The organism is Bradyrhizobium sp. USDA 4541 (assembly GCF_024171085.1).
Lineage (GTDB): Bacteria > Pseudomonadota > Alphaproteobacteria > Rhizobiales > Xanthobacteraceae > Bradyrhizobium > Bradyrhizobium australafricanum.
Window position 1 is genome coordinate 2,937,320 of sequence record NZ_JALJZF010000001.1, and the last position, 15,594, is coordinate 2,952,913.

Annotated in this window: 15 protein-coding genes; 14 read left to right on the forward strand and 1 reads right to left on the reverse strand. The window is 60.9% G+C overall.

From position 1 onward, the window contains the following. Positions 1-69: 69 nt before the first annotated feature. The 9 genes from J2R80_RS13870 to J2R80_RS13910 all read left to right on the forward strand — a co-directional run bounded on the left by J2R80_RS13870 (position 70) and on the right by J2R80_RS13910 (position 9,000). Complete coding sequence (locus J2R80_RS13870) at positions 70-1,026, forward strand: MBL fold metallo-hydrolase (RefSeq protein ID WP_253638734.1); 957 nt, start codon at positions 70-72, stop codon at positions 1,024-1,026. An 86-nt stretch (positions 1,027-1,112) separates the two neighbouring features. Further along, complete coding sequence (locus J2R80_RS13875) at positions 1,113-1,904, forward strand: acetoacetate decarboxylase (protein WP_253638735.1); 792 nt, start codon at positions 1,113-1,115, stop codon at positions 1,902-1,904. Positions 1,905-1,937: 33 nt separating this feature from the next. Next, on the forward strand, positions 1,938-3,113 hold the full coding sequence (locus J2R80_RS13880; protein WP_253625474.1) for a patatin-like phospholipase family protein: 1,176 nt from the start codon (positions 1,938-1,940) through the stop codon (positions 3,111-3,113). A gap of 42 nt (positions 3,114-3,155) precedes the next feature. Beyond that, positions 3,156-3,938, forward strand: a complete 783-nt coding sequence (locus J2R80_RS13885) for a 3-hydroxybutyrate dehydrogenase (protein WP_168855294.1) — start codon at positions 3,156-3,158, stop codon at positions 3,936-3,938. A gap of 21 nt (positions 3,939-3,959) precedes the next feature. Next, positions 3,960-4,709, forward strand: a complete 750-nt coding sequence (locus J2R80_RS13890) for an SDR family NAD(P)-dependent oxidoreductase (protein ID WP_253638736.1) — start codon at positions 3,960-3,962, stop codon at positions 4,707-4,709. Between the two features lie 46 nt (positions 4,710-4,755). Then, complete coding sequence (locus J2R80_RS13895; protein WP_253638737.1) at positions 4,756-6,234, forward strand: sensor histidine kinase; 1,479 nt, start codon at positions 4,756-4,758, stop codon at positions 6,232-6,234. Between the two features lie 2 nt (positions 6,235-6,236). Continuing rightward, positions 6,237-6,626 carry a response regulator gene (locus tag J2R80_RS13900; protein WP_253638738.1) on the forward strand — a complete coding sequence of 130 codons (390 nt, stop codon included), beginning with the start codon at positions 6,237-6,239 and terminating at the stop codon, positions 6,624-6,626. Beyond that, positions 6,623-7,873, forward strand: coding sequence for an adenylate/guanylate cyclase domain-containing protein (locus tag J2R80_RS13905; protein WP_253638739.1), 1,251 nt, complete (start codon positions 6,623-6,625; stop codon positions 7,871-7,873). The genes J2R80_RS13900 and J2R80_RS13905 overlap by 4 nt, the downstream gene beginning before the upstream one ends. A gap of 101 nt (positions 7,874-7,974) precedes the next feature. Beyond that, a complete protein-coding gene (locus J2R80_RS13910; RefSeq protein WP_253638740.1) occupies positions 7,975-9,000 on the forward strand; it encodes a mechanosensitive ion channel family protein in 1,026 nt (341 codons plus the stop codon). Between the two features lie 200 nt (positions 9,001-9,200). On the opposite strand, the gene J2R80_RS13920 is transcribed toward J2R80_RS13910, so the two are convergent. Further along, positions 9,201-10,115, reverse strand: a complete 915-nt coding sequence (locus J2R80_RS13920; protein ID WP_253638741.1) for a LysR family transcriptional regulator — start codon at positions 10,113-10,115, stop codon at positions 9,201-9,203. A gap of 360 nt (positions 10,116-10,475) precedes the next feature. On the opposite strand from J2R80_RS13920, the gene J2R80_RS13925 reads away from it, so the two are divergent. The 5 genes from J2R80_RS13925 (at position 10,476) to J2R80_RS13945 (ending at position 15,317) form a co-directional block, all read left to right on the forward strand. After that, positions 10,476-11,054 (forward strand): flavin reductase family protein, encoded by a 579-nt coding sequence (locus J2R80_RS13925; protein ID WP_158074181.1) that lies wholly within the window; start codon positions 10,476-10,478, stop codon positions 11,052-11,054. Continuing rightward, positions 11,051-11,455 (forward strand): nuclear transport factor 2 family protein, encoded by a 405-nt coding sequence (locus J2R80_RS13930; protein WP_253625479.1) that lies wholly within the window; start codon positions 11,051-11,053, stop codon positions 11,453-11,455. Before J2R80_RS13925 ends, J2R80_RS13930 begins: the two co-directional genes overlap by 4 nt. A 12-nt stretch (positions 11,456-11,467) precedes the next feature. After that, positions 11,468-13,048, forward strand: coding sequence for a 4-hydroxyphenylacetate 3-hydroxylase family protein (locus J2R80_RS13935; protein WP_168855299.1), 1,581 nt, complete (start codon positions 11,468-11,470; stop codon positions 13,046-13,048). Between the two features lie 225 nt (positions 13,049-13,273). Next, on the forward strand, positions 13,274-14,341 hold the full coding sequence (locus J2R80_RS13940) for a maleylacetate reductase (RefSeq protein WP_253638742.1): 1,068 nt from the start codon (positions 13,274-13,276) through the stop codon (positions 14,339-14,341). Positions 14,342-14,393: 52 nt separating this feature from the next. Next, on the forward strand, positions 14,394-15,317 hold the full coding sequence (locus tag J2R80_RS13945) for an intradiol ring-cleavage dioxygenase (protein ID WP_253638743.1): 924 nt from the start codon (positions 14,394-14,396) through the stop codon (positions 15,315-15,317). Positions 15,318-15,594: the final 277 nt, after the last annotated feature.

Here is a 15,594-nt window from a genome sequence, read left to right on the forward strand (position 1 = left end):
ACGAGCATTGACCGCGCTTTCTGCGCGAAAGCACGAGCCGCTCAGGATCGAGCGCAGAAGTTCTCGAAGATGGATCGGATGATTCGCAATACTCAACAGGAGACAACCATGAACTTAGACACTGTCGCACGCTCCGTTAGATCGAAGCCCGACGAATTGGTACCATCGCGCTACGCGCTGAAAATCGGCGACATCGATGTTATGGTGATCAGCGACGGCGTGCTGCCGCTGCCGTCCAAGATGCTGGCGCACAACGCCGACCCGGCCGTCCGCGCCGCCTGGCTGGACGACATGTTCCTGCCGCCGGACGCGTTCGACTGGGCACTGAACGTGGTCGTGGTACGCAGCGGCGCGCAGACCATCTTGATCGACGCGGGTCTCGGACTGGACCCGGATCTGCACCTGCCGCGGGCCGGGCAGTTGGTCAAGCGACTGGAAGACGCCGGCATCGACCTGGCATCCGTGACCGACGTGGTGCTGACCCACATGCACATGGACCATGTCGGCGGCTTGCTGGTCGAGGGCGTGAAGGACCGGCTGCGTCCGGACCTGCGGATCCACGTGGCGGCCGCGGAGGTCAAATTCTGGGAGGCGCCCGATTTCTCCCGCGTCTCCATGCCGCCGGGATTCCCGGACGCGCTTCGGGCCACCGCCAAGCGGTTCGCGAACGAGTACCACAACCAGCTGCGGACGTTCGAAGATGAGCACGAAGTTGCGCCGGGCGTCGTAGTCCGCCGCACCGGTGGCCACACTCCCGGACACAGCGTGGTTCGCGTGGCATCCGGCGGCGACCGGCTGACATTCGCTGGCGACCTCGTCTTCACCGTCGGGTTCGAGCACCCGGATTGGCACAACGGCTTCGAGCACGATCCCGAGGAAGCCGCTCGCGTCCGGATCGAACTTTTGCGCGAACTGGCGGCGAACCGCGAACTGCTGGTGGCCACGCACATGCCGTTCCCGTCGGTTGGTCATGTTGCGGTCGCAGGCGACGCGTTTCGTTGGGTGCCGGCCTTCTGGGACTACTGACCGATTGTTGGCTCAAATCCGAACCAGGGGCGGGCGCTGACAAGCGGCGACCGCGCCCGCCACTGACAAGCTTGGAGCTTACCACCGTGAAACACGAGACCGTGCGCGCATCGTCGTTCGCGATGCCGCTGAGCAGTCCGGCCTTTCCTCCCGGTCCTTACCGCTTCGTCGACCGCGAATATTTCATCATCCAGTACCGCACCGATCCCGACGCGCTGCGCCGCGTGGTGCCGGAGCCGCTGGAGATCACCGAACCAGTAGTGAACTACGAGTTCATTCGCATGCCGGATTCCACCGGCTTCGGCGACTACACCGAGAGCGGCCAGGTCATTCCCGTATCCTACAGGGGCCAGCTGGGCGGCTTCACCCATCAGATGTTCCTGAACGACCATCCGCCGATCGCGGGCGGGCGCGAGCTATGGGGGTTTCCCAAGAAATTGGCGCAACCGAAGCTCGAGGTCGAAATCGATACGCTGGTTGGCACTTTGAACTATGGCTCAATCCGCATTGCGACCGGCACCATGGGCTACAAGCACCGGTCGCTCGATACGGCGGCGGAAGCCCGCAAGCTCGCAGCCGCCAATTTCCTGCTCAAGATCATTCCGCATGTCGATGGTTCGCCGCGCATCTGCGAGCTGGTGCGTTTCCACCTAAAGGACATCACCGTGAAGGGTGCTTGGACCGGCCCCGCTGCCCTGGATCTGTACTCGCATGCCCTGGCACCCGTCGCCGAGTTGCCGGTGCTGCAGGTGCTGTCGGCCAAGCACCTCGTCGTGGACCTGACGCTCGGGCTAGGCGGCGTGGTCCATGACTATCTTGCCACCGACCAGGGCTGCGGCTCGGTCTCGGACGTCTTGATCGAAGCAAATGCCGGCTGACCGAGATCAGCCCTACATCCGGAGCTCCAGAAAATGCTGAACGTCATGCGCGGGGATATCGATCCGGCGCCGCAAGCGGCCAAGCCATTGCCATATGATGTCGTGGCCTTGGTGCTGCAGGGTGGCGGCGCGCTTGGTGCATATCAAGCCGGCGTTTACGAAGGCCTGCACGAAGCCGGCATACGGCCGAACTGGTTGGCTGGCATTTCGATCGGCGCGCTGAACGCCGCCATTATTGCCGGCTCGCCCGAGGCCGAGCGGATCGAACGGCTACGCAAGTTCTGGGAGAGCATCTGCGCGGCGGCGGTGGAATGGCCGGTCGGCGAAGGGCTTGCCAATGCGATGCCGTTCGCCTTCGATCTCCGCTCAGCGCACAATGCCCTGGCGGCGCTCAGGGCCCTCTTGCAGGGGCAACCCGGCTTTTTCAAGCCACGCTTCCCGCCACCGTTCCTGTCGCCCTTCTCGGGCAACGCGGCGACGAGTTTCTACGATACCTCACCATTGCAGCAGACGTTGGAGCGGCTTGTCGACTTTGATCGGCTGAACGCCGGGGAGGTGCGCGTCAGCGTTGGCGCGGTCAACGTCCGTACGGGCAACCTGACCTATTTCGACACGGCTGAACGCCGGCTCGGACCGCAGCATTTCATGGCATCCGGTGCCCTGCCGCCGGGCTTCCCTGCGGTCGAGGTCGACGGCGAGCACTATTGGGACGGCGGCGTCGTTTCGAACACGCCTCTATCCCGAGTGCTGTCGAGCGAGCCGCGCGACACGCTGACCTTCCAGGTCGATCTTTGGTCGGCACGGGGCCGTGTGCCGAATGACTTGATGGAGGTGTCGAGCCGCCAGAAGGACATTCAGTATTCCAGCCGCACACGCGCCATCACGGACCAGGCGCTACGGATGCAGAAGATGCGTCAGGCGCTGCAGCGAATGCTCGAAATGTTACCGGATGGCGCGAAGCAGGATCCGGAAATCCGCGCCATCGCGGACATGGCTCGCCATCGCTCCTGCAACATCATCCATCTGATCTACCAGTCCAAGATCTACGAGCGCCATTCAAAGGATTACGAATTCGGGTTGAATGCGATGCGGGCGCATTGGCAGAGCGGTCTGGAGGATATCCGCCGTACGTTGGCCGATCCGCGGCGGCTCGACCCGCCTGCTCCCGAGCTCGGCATTGTCACGCACGATATCCACCGCCGTGACTGATCTCGCGGCAAATCTAATCCCAAACCATCGAAAGGAAGTCCCATGTTGAAGGGCAGGGTAGCCGTCGTCACCGGATCGACCAGCGGTATTGGGCTCGGTATCGCTAGGGAGTTGGCTAAGCTCCGGGCAGACATCGTTTTGAATGGCTTTGGCGATGCCAGCGAAATCGAGGCGATCCGAGGCGGCATCGAACGTGAGCATGGTGTGCGCGCCGTTTACGATGGCGCCGATATGTCGAAGGAGGAGGCCGTGCGCGGATTGATCGCAGCGACGGTCGAGAAATTCGGCCGGCTCGACATCCTCGTCAACAATGCCGGCATCCAATTCACTGCGCCGGTCGAAGAGTTCCCAGCCAACAGGTGGAACGCGATCCTGGCGATCAATCTGTCGGCCGCGTTCCACGGCATTGCGGCGGCGGTCCCGCAGATGAAGAAGCAGTGCTGGGGGCGGATCGTCAACATTGCCTCCGCGCACGGCCTCGTCGCTTCGACGCATAAGGCAGCCTACGTCGCGGCCAAGCACGGACTGGTCGGCTTGACCAAAGTAGTCGGCCTGGAGACTGCCGGGAGCGGGGTCACATGCAATGCAGTCTGTCCGGGCTGGGTGCGAACGCCCCTCGTCGACAAGCAGATCGACGACATCGCTGTGCAAAGAGGGGTCAGCCGGACGGAAGCGGCCAGGACACTCCTGGCGGAGAAGCAGCCGTCCCTCGAATTTGTTTCTCCGGCGCAGCTTGGCGGCACTGTCGCTTTCCTATGCTCGTCCGCCGCCGACCAGATCACTGGAACCGCGATCTCGGTTGATGGCGGTTGGACCGCCCAGTAACCGCAAAGGAACGCGATCAACATGCATAGCGAAGAAAAGGTCATTGTCCTGACCGGCGGCACTTCAGGGATCGGGCGAGCGGCGGCAATCCGCCTTGCCAACCAGGGCGACAAGGTGCTCGTGACCGGCCGCCGGGCGGGTCCTCTGGACGAAACGATCGCCGAGCATCCGAACATCGCGGGTATCGCTGCGGATGCGGCCTCGATCGATGATGCCAGGCGCACAATTGCCAAGGCGATGGATCTCTGGGGCAGAATAGACGCCTTGGTCAACAACGCCGGCGCGGGCGCAATCCTTCCATTGGCCGATACCACGGCCGATCGGATCATGGATATCTTCTCGGTTAATGTGCTCGGTCCTAGCCTGCTTGCCTCCGCTGCCCTTCCGCACCTGAAGACGAGGTGCGGCACCATCATCAACGTGTCGAGCACCTTTGGTCACCGACCCGCGGCCGGACTGTCTCATTATGCTGCGAGCAAGGCCGCGCTGGAGCACCTGACCCGTTGTTGGGCGCTGGAGCTTGCGCCATTCGGCATACGGGTGAACGCTGTCGCCGCTGGGCCAACGGAATCCGGCGCCCTCACCGGCATGATGGGACTGACCCAGGAACAGGCCGCCGCGGTCAAGGAACAGGAGCGTGCGCGCATCCCGCTCGCGCGGCGCGGCGTTCCGGACGATGTCGCAGAATGGATTGTCCGGCTTGCCGGCTCAGCCTCGGAATGGATGACCGGCCAGGTGGTTGCCATCGACGGCGGCCTCGGGTTGGCCTAGTCGCAATCGGGGTGTGGGCGCTGAATCCGGAGCGATGATCAGCACAATGGATGCCGACCTGAGGAACAGGGTCGATGAGCTCGAACAACGACTGCAGAGCGGAGTAGCCGAGAATGCCCGCCTGCAGGGCGAACTCGCGATCGCGTTGGAGCGGCAGTCCGTCACGGCAGGAATCCTCAATGTCATCGCCAGTTCGCCAACTGACGTGCAGCCGGTATTCGACGTCATCTCCGAAAGCGCGAGGCGATTGCTTGCCGGCCAAACGGCGCTCGTGACACGTGTCGTCGGCGACATGCTTCATCTGGCGGCATGCACGGCAGGAAGCGTGGCCGGTGATGAGGAGATCCGAATCTCATTTCCCGCGCCACTCACGTCCTCCGGGATCCACAGCCGGGTCGCATTCACGTCGACGATTGCATTTCGCTCCGATATCGAGACCGAACCGGGTGTGCATCCGGCGATCAGGAGTATGGCACGCGCGAGGGGATATCGAAGCATTGTGGTCGTGCCCATGCTCCAAAAAGGCGTGGCGATCGGTACGATCGGCGTTTCGCGCGTCGAACCCGGAACCTTCACTGGCAGCCAGATCAACCTTCTCAAGACGTTCGCCGATCAGGCCGTGATCGCGATCGAGAACGCACGGTTATTCGAAGAAGTAGAGGCCCGCACGAAGGAGCTCGCTAGATCCCTCGACGATCTACGCGCGGCCCAGGACCGCCTGGTGCAGACCGAAAAGCTCATATCGCTCGGTCAGCTCACTGCTGGCATTGCGCACGAGATCAAGAACCCGCTCAACTTCGTCAATAATTTTGCCACGCTCTCGGTCGAACTGACCGGCGAGTTGAACGAGCTCCTCACTCCGGCCATGCTCCCGGACGACATCCGCGGCGAAGTGGATGAACTGAGTGAGCTGCTAACGGACAACCTTCAGAAGATCGTGCAGCACGGCAAGCGCGCCGACTCCATCGTCAAGAACATGCTCCTGCATTCGCGTGGTGGCGGCGGCGAGCACCGGCCTGCCGACGTCAATGCGCTCGTCGAAGAGAGCCTCAATCTTGCCTATCATGGCGCGCGCACCGAGAGACCGCAGTTCAACGTCACCCTCAGGCGCGAGTTCGATCCGAACACCGGGATCGCCGACGTGTTCCCGCAGGAGATCACGCGGGTGCTGCTGAACGTCATCTCCAATGGCTTCTACGCCGTGGCGAAGCGCTGTGAGCGCGGTGATCCCGGATTTGAACCCGCGCTCAGCGCCGTCACGCAGGATCGCGGCGAATACGTCGAAATCCGCATCCGCGACAATGGCGTCGGTATTCCGCCCGAGGTGAAGGAGAAGATGTTCAATCCGTTCTTCACGACCAAGCCGCCGGGCGAGGGAACGGGCCTCGGACTTTCCATGAGCCACGACATCATCGTGAAGCAACATGGCGGCAGGATCGATGTCGAGACTGAGCCCGGCGAATTCACCGAGTTCACCATCCTGCTGCCGCGCAACATCGGTCTTTCTCACAGTATCGGGGGCTGACTATGACTGTATCGGTTCTTGTGGTGGATGACGAACCCGATCTGGAGGTTCTGTTTCGCCAGCAATTTCGACGCGAGCTTGGCGCCCGGCGCTTTGTGATGGACTTTGCCGGATCGGCAGCGCAGGCCCTGAACCGCATTTCCGATACCGGCGAGCAAACGCTGATCCTCATCCTCTCCGACATCAATATGCCCGGAATGAGCGGGCTGGAGATGCTGCCGGAGCTTCGCGCTCGGCGGCCCGACGTTCCGGTGATCATGATCACGGCGTACGGGGATGCCGAAACGCGCAAGACGGCACTTGAACGGGGGGCACACGCCCTGTTGACCAAGCCGATCGACTTCGGCCAGGTCCGCCAGGCGATCCAGGCGAGACTGGAACAGCCCGCATGACCTCCACCGTTCTTGTAGTCGATGACGAGCCGGATCTGGAGGTGCTCGTCCTCCGGAGGTTTCGCCGGCAGATTCGCGAACGGCAGTTAAGCTTCGTGTTCGCGCGTGACGGTCTTGAAGCGCTGCAATCGATCGAGCAGCATCCGCATGTCGATCTCGTGGTCTTGGACATCAACATGCCGCGCATGGACGGCCTTTCCCTGTTGGCGAAACTGCAGGAGCGAGAGGACAAGAAGGTGGCGATTGTCGTGTCGGCCTACGGCGATATGAGCAACATACGTACCGCAATGAATCGCGGCGCGTTCGACTTCCTGACCAAGCCCATCGATTTCGCCGACCTGGAATCCACGATCCAGAAGACCATCCGTCACATCGAGGTCTTGCGCGAAGCACGCCGGCGACAGGCGGACGCGGAGCGGGCTCATGCGTCGCTGTTGAGATATTTCTCGCCTGAGCTCGCTAAGCGCCTTGCTGCTGTAGATGGCGACGATGGAATGCAGGTCCACTGGCGCGACATTGCAGTGATTTTCACCGATATTACAGGGTTTACGTCACTCGTCGAGACGGCCGATTCGAATGTGCTGAGAGATCTGCTCAACGAATATGTCGGTGGACTGACGGAGGTCGTCTTCGCCTATGAAGGGACGGTGGCGAAGGTGATCGGTGACGCCATTCAGGTACTGTTCAATGCACCCGGCGACCAGATCGATTACCCCGCCCGCGCGATCGCCTGCGCGCAGGCGCTCGATCGATGGGCCGAAACATTTCGGGAGCGCTGGAAACAGAGGGGCGTTGACTTCGGTGTCACGCGGATAGGCGTCCACGCCGGACCTGCGCTGGTCGGCAATTTCGGCGGCGGCCGTTACTTTGACTACACAGCCTACGGGGACACAGTTAACACTGCCGCCAGACTGGAGGCGGCGAACAAGACATTGGGCACACGGATCTGCGTCAGCGACTCGATCGCATGTAAGGTTCGGGAGTTCAGAGGGCGGCCGATCGGCGACCTTGTTCTGCGGGGACGAAGTGAGGCGCTACGCGCCCACGAGCCCTTGTCAGCTGCGGAGAGTTATGGGTTGGCCGCGACACAGTACGCGACTGCCTTTAACAAGTTGGAGGCAGATGACACTGACGTGGTGCCAGCCTTCGCAGCACTGGTCGGTCTCAACGCCGCCGACCCGCTGGCGAATTTTCATCTGAAGCGGCTCCTCAACGGGGCCAAGGGTGTTCGAATGCATGTGGGGTAATTGGGCACACCTCCAGGGCGTGGGCTCATTGATGCGTAGCTTCACCTGAGCGTAGGGCCCTTCCGTCGGTGGCAACCGACCGCTATTGCTGAATCCAAATCATGTTAAACGAAGATCATATGATGCCGCTTGTTCTGACCAACATCCTCGGAATTGCCGGTATCGTCGTTTGGCATCTTCAGGGGAGCAACCGTCCGACCGGCCGACTGATCGCCCAGATCCTGTTCTTTATCGGCATGAGTTTTACGTTCTATCTGGGCGGCATCGCTCCGCATCGCGTCGATGGCGCCCAGTTGCGGGGTCTCGGCGCGTTGCTCTCCATATCGGCCAGGATCCTATGGTGGACCCATCTCGCATGGGCCATCATTGGCCTAGTCCACATCTATATGTTGCTCAATCGTCGGCCACGGGAAGCGCACCTGATCCAGGACATGGCCGTTGGTGTCATCTATCTCGGTGTGGTGCTGTCGATCATTGGTTTTGTGTTCGGTGTCCCGGTTGGTACGCTGGTTGCGACCTCAGGCGTCGTCGCGATCATTTTCGGCCTTGCGCTGCAAAATACCCTTGGCGATGTCTTCTCAGGGATCGCGCTGACGCTGGGGAGGGCCTATGCCATAGGCGACTGGATCCAATTGAAGGATGGCACGGAAGGCCGCGTCGTTGAGACCAACTGGCGCTCGACCAATCTGCTTACCGGAGGGTACAATGTCGTCGTTGTGCCGAACAGCATCCTGGCAAGACAGGGTGTTACCAATCTCAGCCGCCCCGACGAGACGCACCAGATCACGTTGACCGTACGCATTGCCACCACGACGCCAAACTTCGTCGAGCAAGTCATGCGGTCCGTACTGGATGCCAGCACGCGGATCGTCCAGGACCCGTCGCCGATTGTCGCCCTGAATTCGATTGACGCCGCCGCGATTGAAGTCGAGTTGTTATTCCGTGTGGAGAGTCCCGCCGGCTGGACGGCGGCCCGCAACGAAGTCATCGACCTCCTTTACAGCCAATGCAAAGCAAACGGTCTATCTTTGGCCGCGCCGGCCGAAAGCCTTGTCTTCGACTCGGCCGCGATCAGCGGCGAACATTCTGCCAGGGCAATCGAAGCGCATTCATCCCGCGCGGGTTAAGGTTCACGTAAAGGTATCCTTCCAGAGCGCCGCAGGTGTTTCCTTTGAAAGGAACGAGATCGGACAGCGTGACGCTGCGCGGTTTCTCGCGCCAAGCGTCGTCGGCCTCCCACATGATCTGTGCGACAGCGCCCCTAGTACCCAACGCGTGGACATGGAGCTTGAGGTTGCCGTCCTCCCGGTTGCCGATGTCGATCGCGCTAAGCGATTTCGGCGGCTACAAGGCGTAGTCGATTGCGCAGCCAGGCGTGTGCGGGGTCGTTGTTATGTCGAGGATGCCAATACATCGCTTCGTGAATGTCGGGCAAGGCAATGGGGGGCTCGAATAGTTTGAGCCTCGGGCAGGAATGCAGCGCCCGGACCTCGCGCTCCAGCACGAGACTGATGAGCGGGGTACCCTCGATGAGAAACGGAACCAGCAGGAAGCTTTCGACCGTCACGTGAATGCGCCGCTGGATACCCATCTCGGCAAGGCGTTGGTCGGCCAAGTTTAGCTGCCGGTCCATACCGATGCCATAGACGAGATGCGGCAGTTCCAGGAACTGTTCGTGGGTCAAGCAATCCTTCGCGATGTGCGGATGTTGGGCGTCGGCAGCACATAGCCAGCGGTCGCTAAGTAGAGGCGTCGACGGGAATCCGGCGTCGCCAAACAGTTCGCTGGGCTCGATCACGAGGTCGGCCTGGCCGCTCTGCAACATGCGCCCCGGGTCGCGGGCGCGCGGCACGAGATGAACGGTCACGTTGGGTGCTTCGGTGGTGAGCGCACGCACCAGCGGCGTCAACAATACCAGGACGGCGTAGTCCGAAGCACTTATCGAAAAGCTACGCGAATTTTCGGCAGGATCGAAATGCGCCTTCTTTGAAAGCGTCTGCTCGATGCGCTCCAGCGTCTCCCGCACCGGAACGATGAGCTCTTCTGCGTTTCGCGTCAGCTCCAACCCTCGACCGAAGCGAACCAGAAGCGGATCGTCGAACAGCTCGCGGAGACGCGACAGAGCCGCACTCATCGCAGATTGCGTAAGGCCAATGCGCTCGCCGGCGCGACTGACGTTTCGTTCCGTCAGCAGTGCATCGAGCACGACTAGGAGATTGAGGTCGACGCTGCGAAGGTTCAAAGCCCTGCTCCCGTTGACCGGCAAGTGGCACGATGCAGGAGTGTGCACGTTCCGACCGAACAAAATCAACCTGATTTGATGGTTTCGGGAGCCCGCGGCCGGGGAAAGATCGGGTCATAATATCCATACGATCGATGTTAGACATCCATTGCATCGATAGTGGGGCGCGGCGCCGGGTTTGCTGACCGCCACAGTCCGATCGCCTGCAAAACGCAGCATTCGCGTAAATATTTGAAATCACAAATATCGATTGGACGCCTTGTAATTCTCCCGAATAGCCTCGTGACGTCGCCAACATGTCGCGCACTTTACTCTAAGCGGGGCAGGAAATAGCGCGAGGCTGCGATGGGAGGCTATACGATGAGACATCGTTTGGAGATGGGCGTTAGTGCGCGCGCTGCGCTTTGGGATCTCGCTTCCGGTCCGCGACCCGATGCTTTCCGCACGGTGATGCGTCGGATCGTGGGAGGCGTCGCCGTCGTTGGCACGCTTCGGGAAGAACGGCCGTGGGGGATGACGGTGAGCGCGTACACGCCCGTCTGCATGGAGCCACCGACCCTTCTGGTCTGCATCAACGCGAAGACGGTCACGGCCGCGGACATCGAGAGAGACCGGAAGTTCTCGCTCAATCTGCTCAGTGAAGCTCAAGCCGGACTCTCTCAACGTTGCGCACAGCCCGGTGCTTCGAAGTACCTCGACGGCTATGTCGTGCCCGCGGACGAGCTTCCCGTCCCATCTTTTACACCCGTGCTGCGTGAGGCGATCGCAACGTTCGATTGCGACGCCTCCGAAATCCGACGGATAGGGACCCATGTCGTCGTGATCGGTGCGATCCGCACGATCTTGGCGCCTACGTCGCTTCGTCCCCTGCTGTACGGGCAGGGCCGTTACTTGAAGACAGTCGCGTTGGACCTCGCATCCGCAGGGGCGTCTGCATGAGTATCGAGAAGGTCGTCGAACGATTCTACGAAGCCCACAACGCCCGCGATGCCGCAGCGGTCGCGGCTCTTTATGCGCGCGACGCCAGTCACGAGGAGATTGCGCAACGCAAGGTCAAACAAGGTCCGAAGGAAATAGCGACGGGCCTGGAGCGCTTCTTCGGCTGGTTTCCCGACGCTTCCTGGACACCGGAACGGCGTGCCGTCGGTGCGAACGGTGTCGCCATGATGAGCTACCTCCTGAAGGCGACGCTCAAGAGCCAGATGGGACCGATCGCGCCGCGCGAGCAGGCGATTTCACTTCGCGGCGTGCATTTGTTGGTAATCCGCGACGGCCTCATTCACCGGAGCGAGGACTACTGGGATGCAGATACTTTTCAACGTCAACTCAACCATGTCTAACGGAGAATAGAAATGAGAAGCGGGAATGAATACCTGGAGTCGCTCCGCGACGGCCGGAAAGTCTATGTCGGAGGCGAACTGATCGAGGACGTCACGACTCACCCTGCGACTAAGGGCTATGCCCAAGCCATCGCCGGATACTACGATCTCCACCTCGATCCGAAGAACCAGGAAATTGCGACCTTCATCGACAAGCACGGTAACCGCCAGTCGATGCATTGGTTCCTACCGCGCAGCAAAGAGGACGTCGTCAAGCGCCGGCAATACTGCGACTTCCTCTGCCGCCATTTCAAGGGCGGCATCTTCACCAGGCCGCCTGCCGGCATGAACGTCGTGATGTTTACCCAGGTGGACGATCAGAAGCCCTGGTCGGAAAACTCCCGCTTCTCCGGAAAGAAGCGCGATCTCTCCGGCAACATCCAACGGCAGTGGGAAGAAGTGACTTCGCAGGATCTGGCCATCTCGCCGATGTTCCTCGACGTGCAGTTCGATCGCGGCCGCGACAATGCGATGGCCGAGACGCCGATGCTCAAGATCATCGAAGAGCGCGATGACGGCATTCTGGTACGAGGCTGGAAGGCGATCGGCACTTCCGTTCCGTTCGTCAACCACCTCCTCATTGGAAACCTCTGGCGCCCCGGTCAGACGCCCGAGCAGACCGTTTACGCGCTGGTACCGATCGCCACGAAGGGCATCTCGGTCGTCGCCCGTAAATCGAACGCTCAGCCAGATGCCGATCCGTACGATCGTCCCTTGGCCACGATCGGAGACGAATTGGATGCGATGGTGTACTTCGACGATGTCCTGATTCCCTGGGACCGCGTCCAACACGTCGGTAATCCCGATCATGCCAAGTGGTATCCGCAGCGGCAGTTCGACTGGGTGCATCTCGAGACTCAGATCCGGCATTGCGTCCACGCCGAACTGATGGTTGGTCTCGCGCTGCTCCTAACGCAATCGCTGGGTACCAGCACCAATCCGGTCGTACAGGCCCAGCTCGCTGAACTCATCCGCTTCCGCGAGACGTGCCGTGCATTCATGATCGCCGCCGAAGAAACCGGCTTCGCGACGCCCGGCGGTCTTTTCAAGCCGAACAACATCTACATCGACTTCGGCCGTGCCTATTATCTTGAAAATCAGAACAAGATGGTCAACTTGCTCATCGATTTCTGCGGCCGCGGCGTCGTGATCCAACCGTCGAGAAAAGAGCTGGAGGACCCCTACATCGGTCCGAAGCTTTCCGAGGCTTTGCGCGGTGCCGAGATCAGCGCGTACGACCGCATCAAGATCTTCCGTCAGATCAGCGAGCGGTTCCTGACCGAATGGGGCAACAGGCACGAGATGTTTGAGAAGTTCAATGGAACGCCGCTCTACCTCATCAATCTGCTCACGATGCAACGCACGGAGTACCAGGTAGACGGTCCATTGACCGAGTTGGCTCGGCAGGTTCTCGGCTTCGGCGATACGGCAGAACTCGGCAAGCGAGCTGCAGAGGCACAGAAGAACTCGCACTACGCCAATGTGCGCTTCCAACCCGAATACGCCAAGGCGCAGGACCAGCGCGACGGTTATATGTCGACGGCCGCCGAGTAGAAAACATCCTGAAGCGCTCGGGCGAAAGCCCGAGCGTCGAGGGCTCTCTTCAGTGACAGGCCGGCAGGTGGCAGCGCTCCGCCATCGACCAACCCCTCACATTTCGGACTTGAATCTACTCGATACGGATTTGCAAGGCGCCGCGGCAACCGCTGCGATGCCCTCGAACTTGAGCGACCCACGGATCGGGCTGCCAACTTACGCTCTCATAAGAACAGTGCTGGCATGATCGGATCATTCACGTACGAAAGTCTTCCGTGTCGCGTTGTCTTCGGCAGTGGCACGCTGGGTACCGTCAACGCCGAGGTCAGACGCCTCGGTGGCAAACGAGCTCTGGTGTTGACCAGTTCGCAACAAATGACGCAGGGCGTCTCGCTCGCGGACGAGCTTGGGTCGCTCTGTGCCGGCATATTCTCCGACGCCACGATGCATACGCCGGTCGAGGTGACAGAGCGGGCATTGACCGCGCTGAGGACGTGCCAGGCGGACTGTGTCATTTCGCTCGGCGGCGGATCGACCATCGGCCTCGGCAAGGCGTTAGCGTTGCGCACCGGCGTCAATCAGCTCTGCATTCCCACCACTTATGCGGGCTCCGAAATGACTCCGATTCTCGGAGAAACCCGCGATGGACGGAAGACAACCCTACGCAGTGCGGCCGTGCTGCCGGAAACGGTTGTCTACGACGTCGACCTGACGATGACCTTACCTGCTAAGCTTGCCGCGACTTCGGGCATCAATGCGATCGCCCATGCCGCGGAGGCGCTCTATGCTCAAGAGGCCAATCCCGTGATCTCGCTGATGGCGGAAGAGGGCATCCGTGCCCTTGCACATGCGTTGCCCGTGATTGCCGTCACAAGCGACGATCACGACGCGCGCACCGAAGCACTCTACGGCGCATGGTTTTGCGGGGTTTGTCTCGGTACCGTCGGAATGGCACTGCATCACAAGCTTTGTCACGTGCTCGGTGGTCGGTTCGATCTTCCGCATTCGGAAATGCACGCCATCGTTCTCCCGCATGCGCTGGCCTATAATGCGGCGGCAGCCCCCGACGCCGCGGCTCGCATCGCCAAGGCAGTAGACGCGAACAACGCAGCCACCGGGTTATTCGATCTAAGCCGGCGACTAGGCACGAAGCGCGGGTTGCGCGAGATCGGTATGCCGGAAGATGGTATCGACCGTGCGGCGGACCTTGCGATAGTCGACGCCTATTGGAATCCCCGTTCTCTCGAGCGCGACGCAATCCGAGACCTTATCGCCCGCGCTTGGGCAGGCGAACCGCCTGCCGTACCTTAGGAGACGATGCTCTCTTCCGCCAAACAAAGCGAACTCAACCCACGGAGTGATAATGCGCAACTTCAACGAAGATACGATCACTTATGCGGTGCTTGAGCGACTGCAGGGCGCAACGAATGCCCGCATTCGAGAGATCAGCGAGGCCCTGGTGCGACATCTCCATGCGTTTGTACGCGAGGTGCGTCCCACCCAAAAGGAATGGGAATACGGCATCGACTTCCTCACGAGGACCGGTCAAATGTGCGACGACAAACGCCAGGAGTTCATTCTGCTCTCGGATACTCTGGGCGTCTCGATGCTGGTCGACGCGATCAATGTTTCTTCGGTGCCCGGCGCGACGGAAAGCACGGTGCTCGGCCCGTTCTTCGTTCAGGACGCTCCAGAAGGGAAATTGGGGGAGGACATCTCCAACGGCGTCGAAGGCGATCCGCTTTTCGTCACGGGCTCGGTTTCGACCGTCGACGGTCTCCCCCTTGCCGGCGCATCGGTCGATGTCTGGCATTCCGACGACGATGGTAATTACGACGTGCAGCAACTCGGTGAGATCGGGGGGCTGGCGATGAGGGCCCGCTTCCGCACCGACGCCAGCGGTCGATTTAATTTTTGGTCGATCAAGCCGGCAGCCTATCCGATACCGCACGACGGCCCAGTCGGCGAAATGCTAGAGGCACAGGGCCGGCATCCTTGGCGGCCGGCACACGTGCACTTCATGATTTCCGCCCCGGGCTTCGAGCAATTAGTGACGCACATCTTCGTCGCAGGCGACCAGTACCTCGATTCCGATGTCGTCTTCGGCGTGAAGGACGATCTGGTCCGGGAATTCGTGCTTCGTAACCCCAGCGACGAAGGCGACGGTCGGGCCACCAATAGAAAGTACTACTACCTAAACCACAATTTCGGTCTGAAGAGGGCTGCGAAAAGCTCACAATCCTTGGAGTCAACGAAGGTCTCGAGAGTTCCCGGCGCACAAACCTGAGTGCGTTCGCCGCTCAGCTCTCTCGACCGTAGCGTCGAGCAGCTACTCACTAGTGTTGGGCTGCCAAGATGAGCATAGGCGCCACGCAGGGCTCAGCGCGCCCGGCGAGACGCGCGGTCCATCGTCCGATCCCTGTTGCCGGCACGCGTGGCCCATTCCGACAAAGCAAAATTCTCTAATGATCTCAATAGCCCGAAAGGCTGCAAAATATCGGAATAGCACCAGAAAACATTGCCGAGATTCGAAGACTTCCAATCTGAATGGAGACCGGCTTCTC

Bases quoted from the DNA above. Each gene is read 5' to 3' on its own strand.
- J2R80_RS13905 (WP_253638739.1), top strand. From the start codon at position 6,623: ATGACCTCCACCGTTCTTGTAGTCGATGACGAGCCGGATCTGGAGGTG.
- J2R80_RS13935 (WP_168855299.1), top strand. From the start codon at position 11,468: ATGAGAAGCGGGAATGAATACCTGGAGTCGCTCCGCGACGGCCGGAAA.
- J2R80_RS13880 (WP_253625474.1), top strand. From the start codon at position 1,938: ATGCTGAACGTCATGCGCGGGGATATCGATCCGGCGCCGCAAGCGGCC.
- J2R80_RS13895 (WP_253638737.1), top strand. From the start codon at position 4,756: ATGGATGCCGACCTGAGGAACAGGGTCGATGAGCTCGAACAACGACTG.
- J2R80_RS13910 (WP_253638740.1), top strand. From the start codon at position 7,975: ATGTTAAACGAAGATCATATGATGCCGCTTGTTCTGACCAACATCCTC.
- J2R80_RS13925 (WP_158074181.1), top strand. From the start codon at position 10,476: ATGAGACATCGTTTGGAGATGGGCGTTAGTGCGCGCGCTGCGCTTTGG.
- J2R80_RS13890 (WP_253638736.1), top strand. From the start codon at position 3,960: ATGCATAGCGAAGAAAAGGTCATTGTCCTGACCGGCGGCACTTCAGGG.
- J2R80_RS13930 (WP_253625479.1), top strand. From the start codon at position 11,051: ATGAGTATCGAGAAGGTCGTCGAACGATTCTACGAAGCCCACAACGCC.
- J2R80_RS13870 (WP_253638734.1), top strand. From the start codon at position 70: ATGGATCGGATGATTCGCAATACTCAACAGGAGACAACCATGAACTTA.
- J2R80_RS13945 (WP_253638743.1), top strand. From the start codon at position 14,394: ATGCGCAACTTCAACGAAGATACGATCACTTATGCGGTGCTTGAGCGA.
- J2R80_RS13900 (WP_253638738.1), top strand. From the start codon at position 6,237: ATGACTGTATCGGTTCTTGTGGTGGATGACGAACCCGATCTGGAGGTT.
- J2R80_RS13940 (WP_253638742.1), top strand. From the start codon at position 13,274: ATGATCGGATCATTCACGTACGAAAGTCTTCCGTGTCGCGTTGTCTTC.
- J2R80_RS13885 (WP_168855294.1), top strand. From the start codon at position 3,156: ATGTTGAAGGGCAGGGTAGCCGTCGTCACCGGATCGACCAGCGGTATT.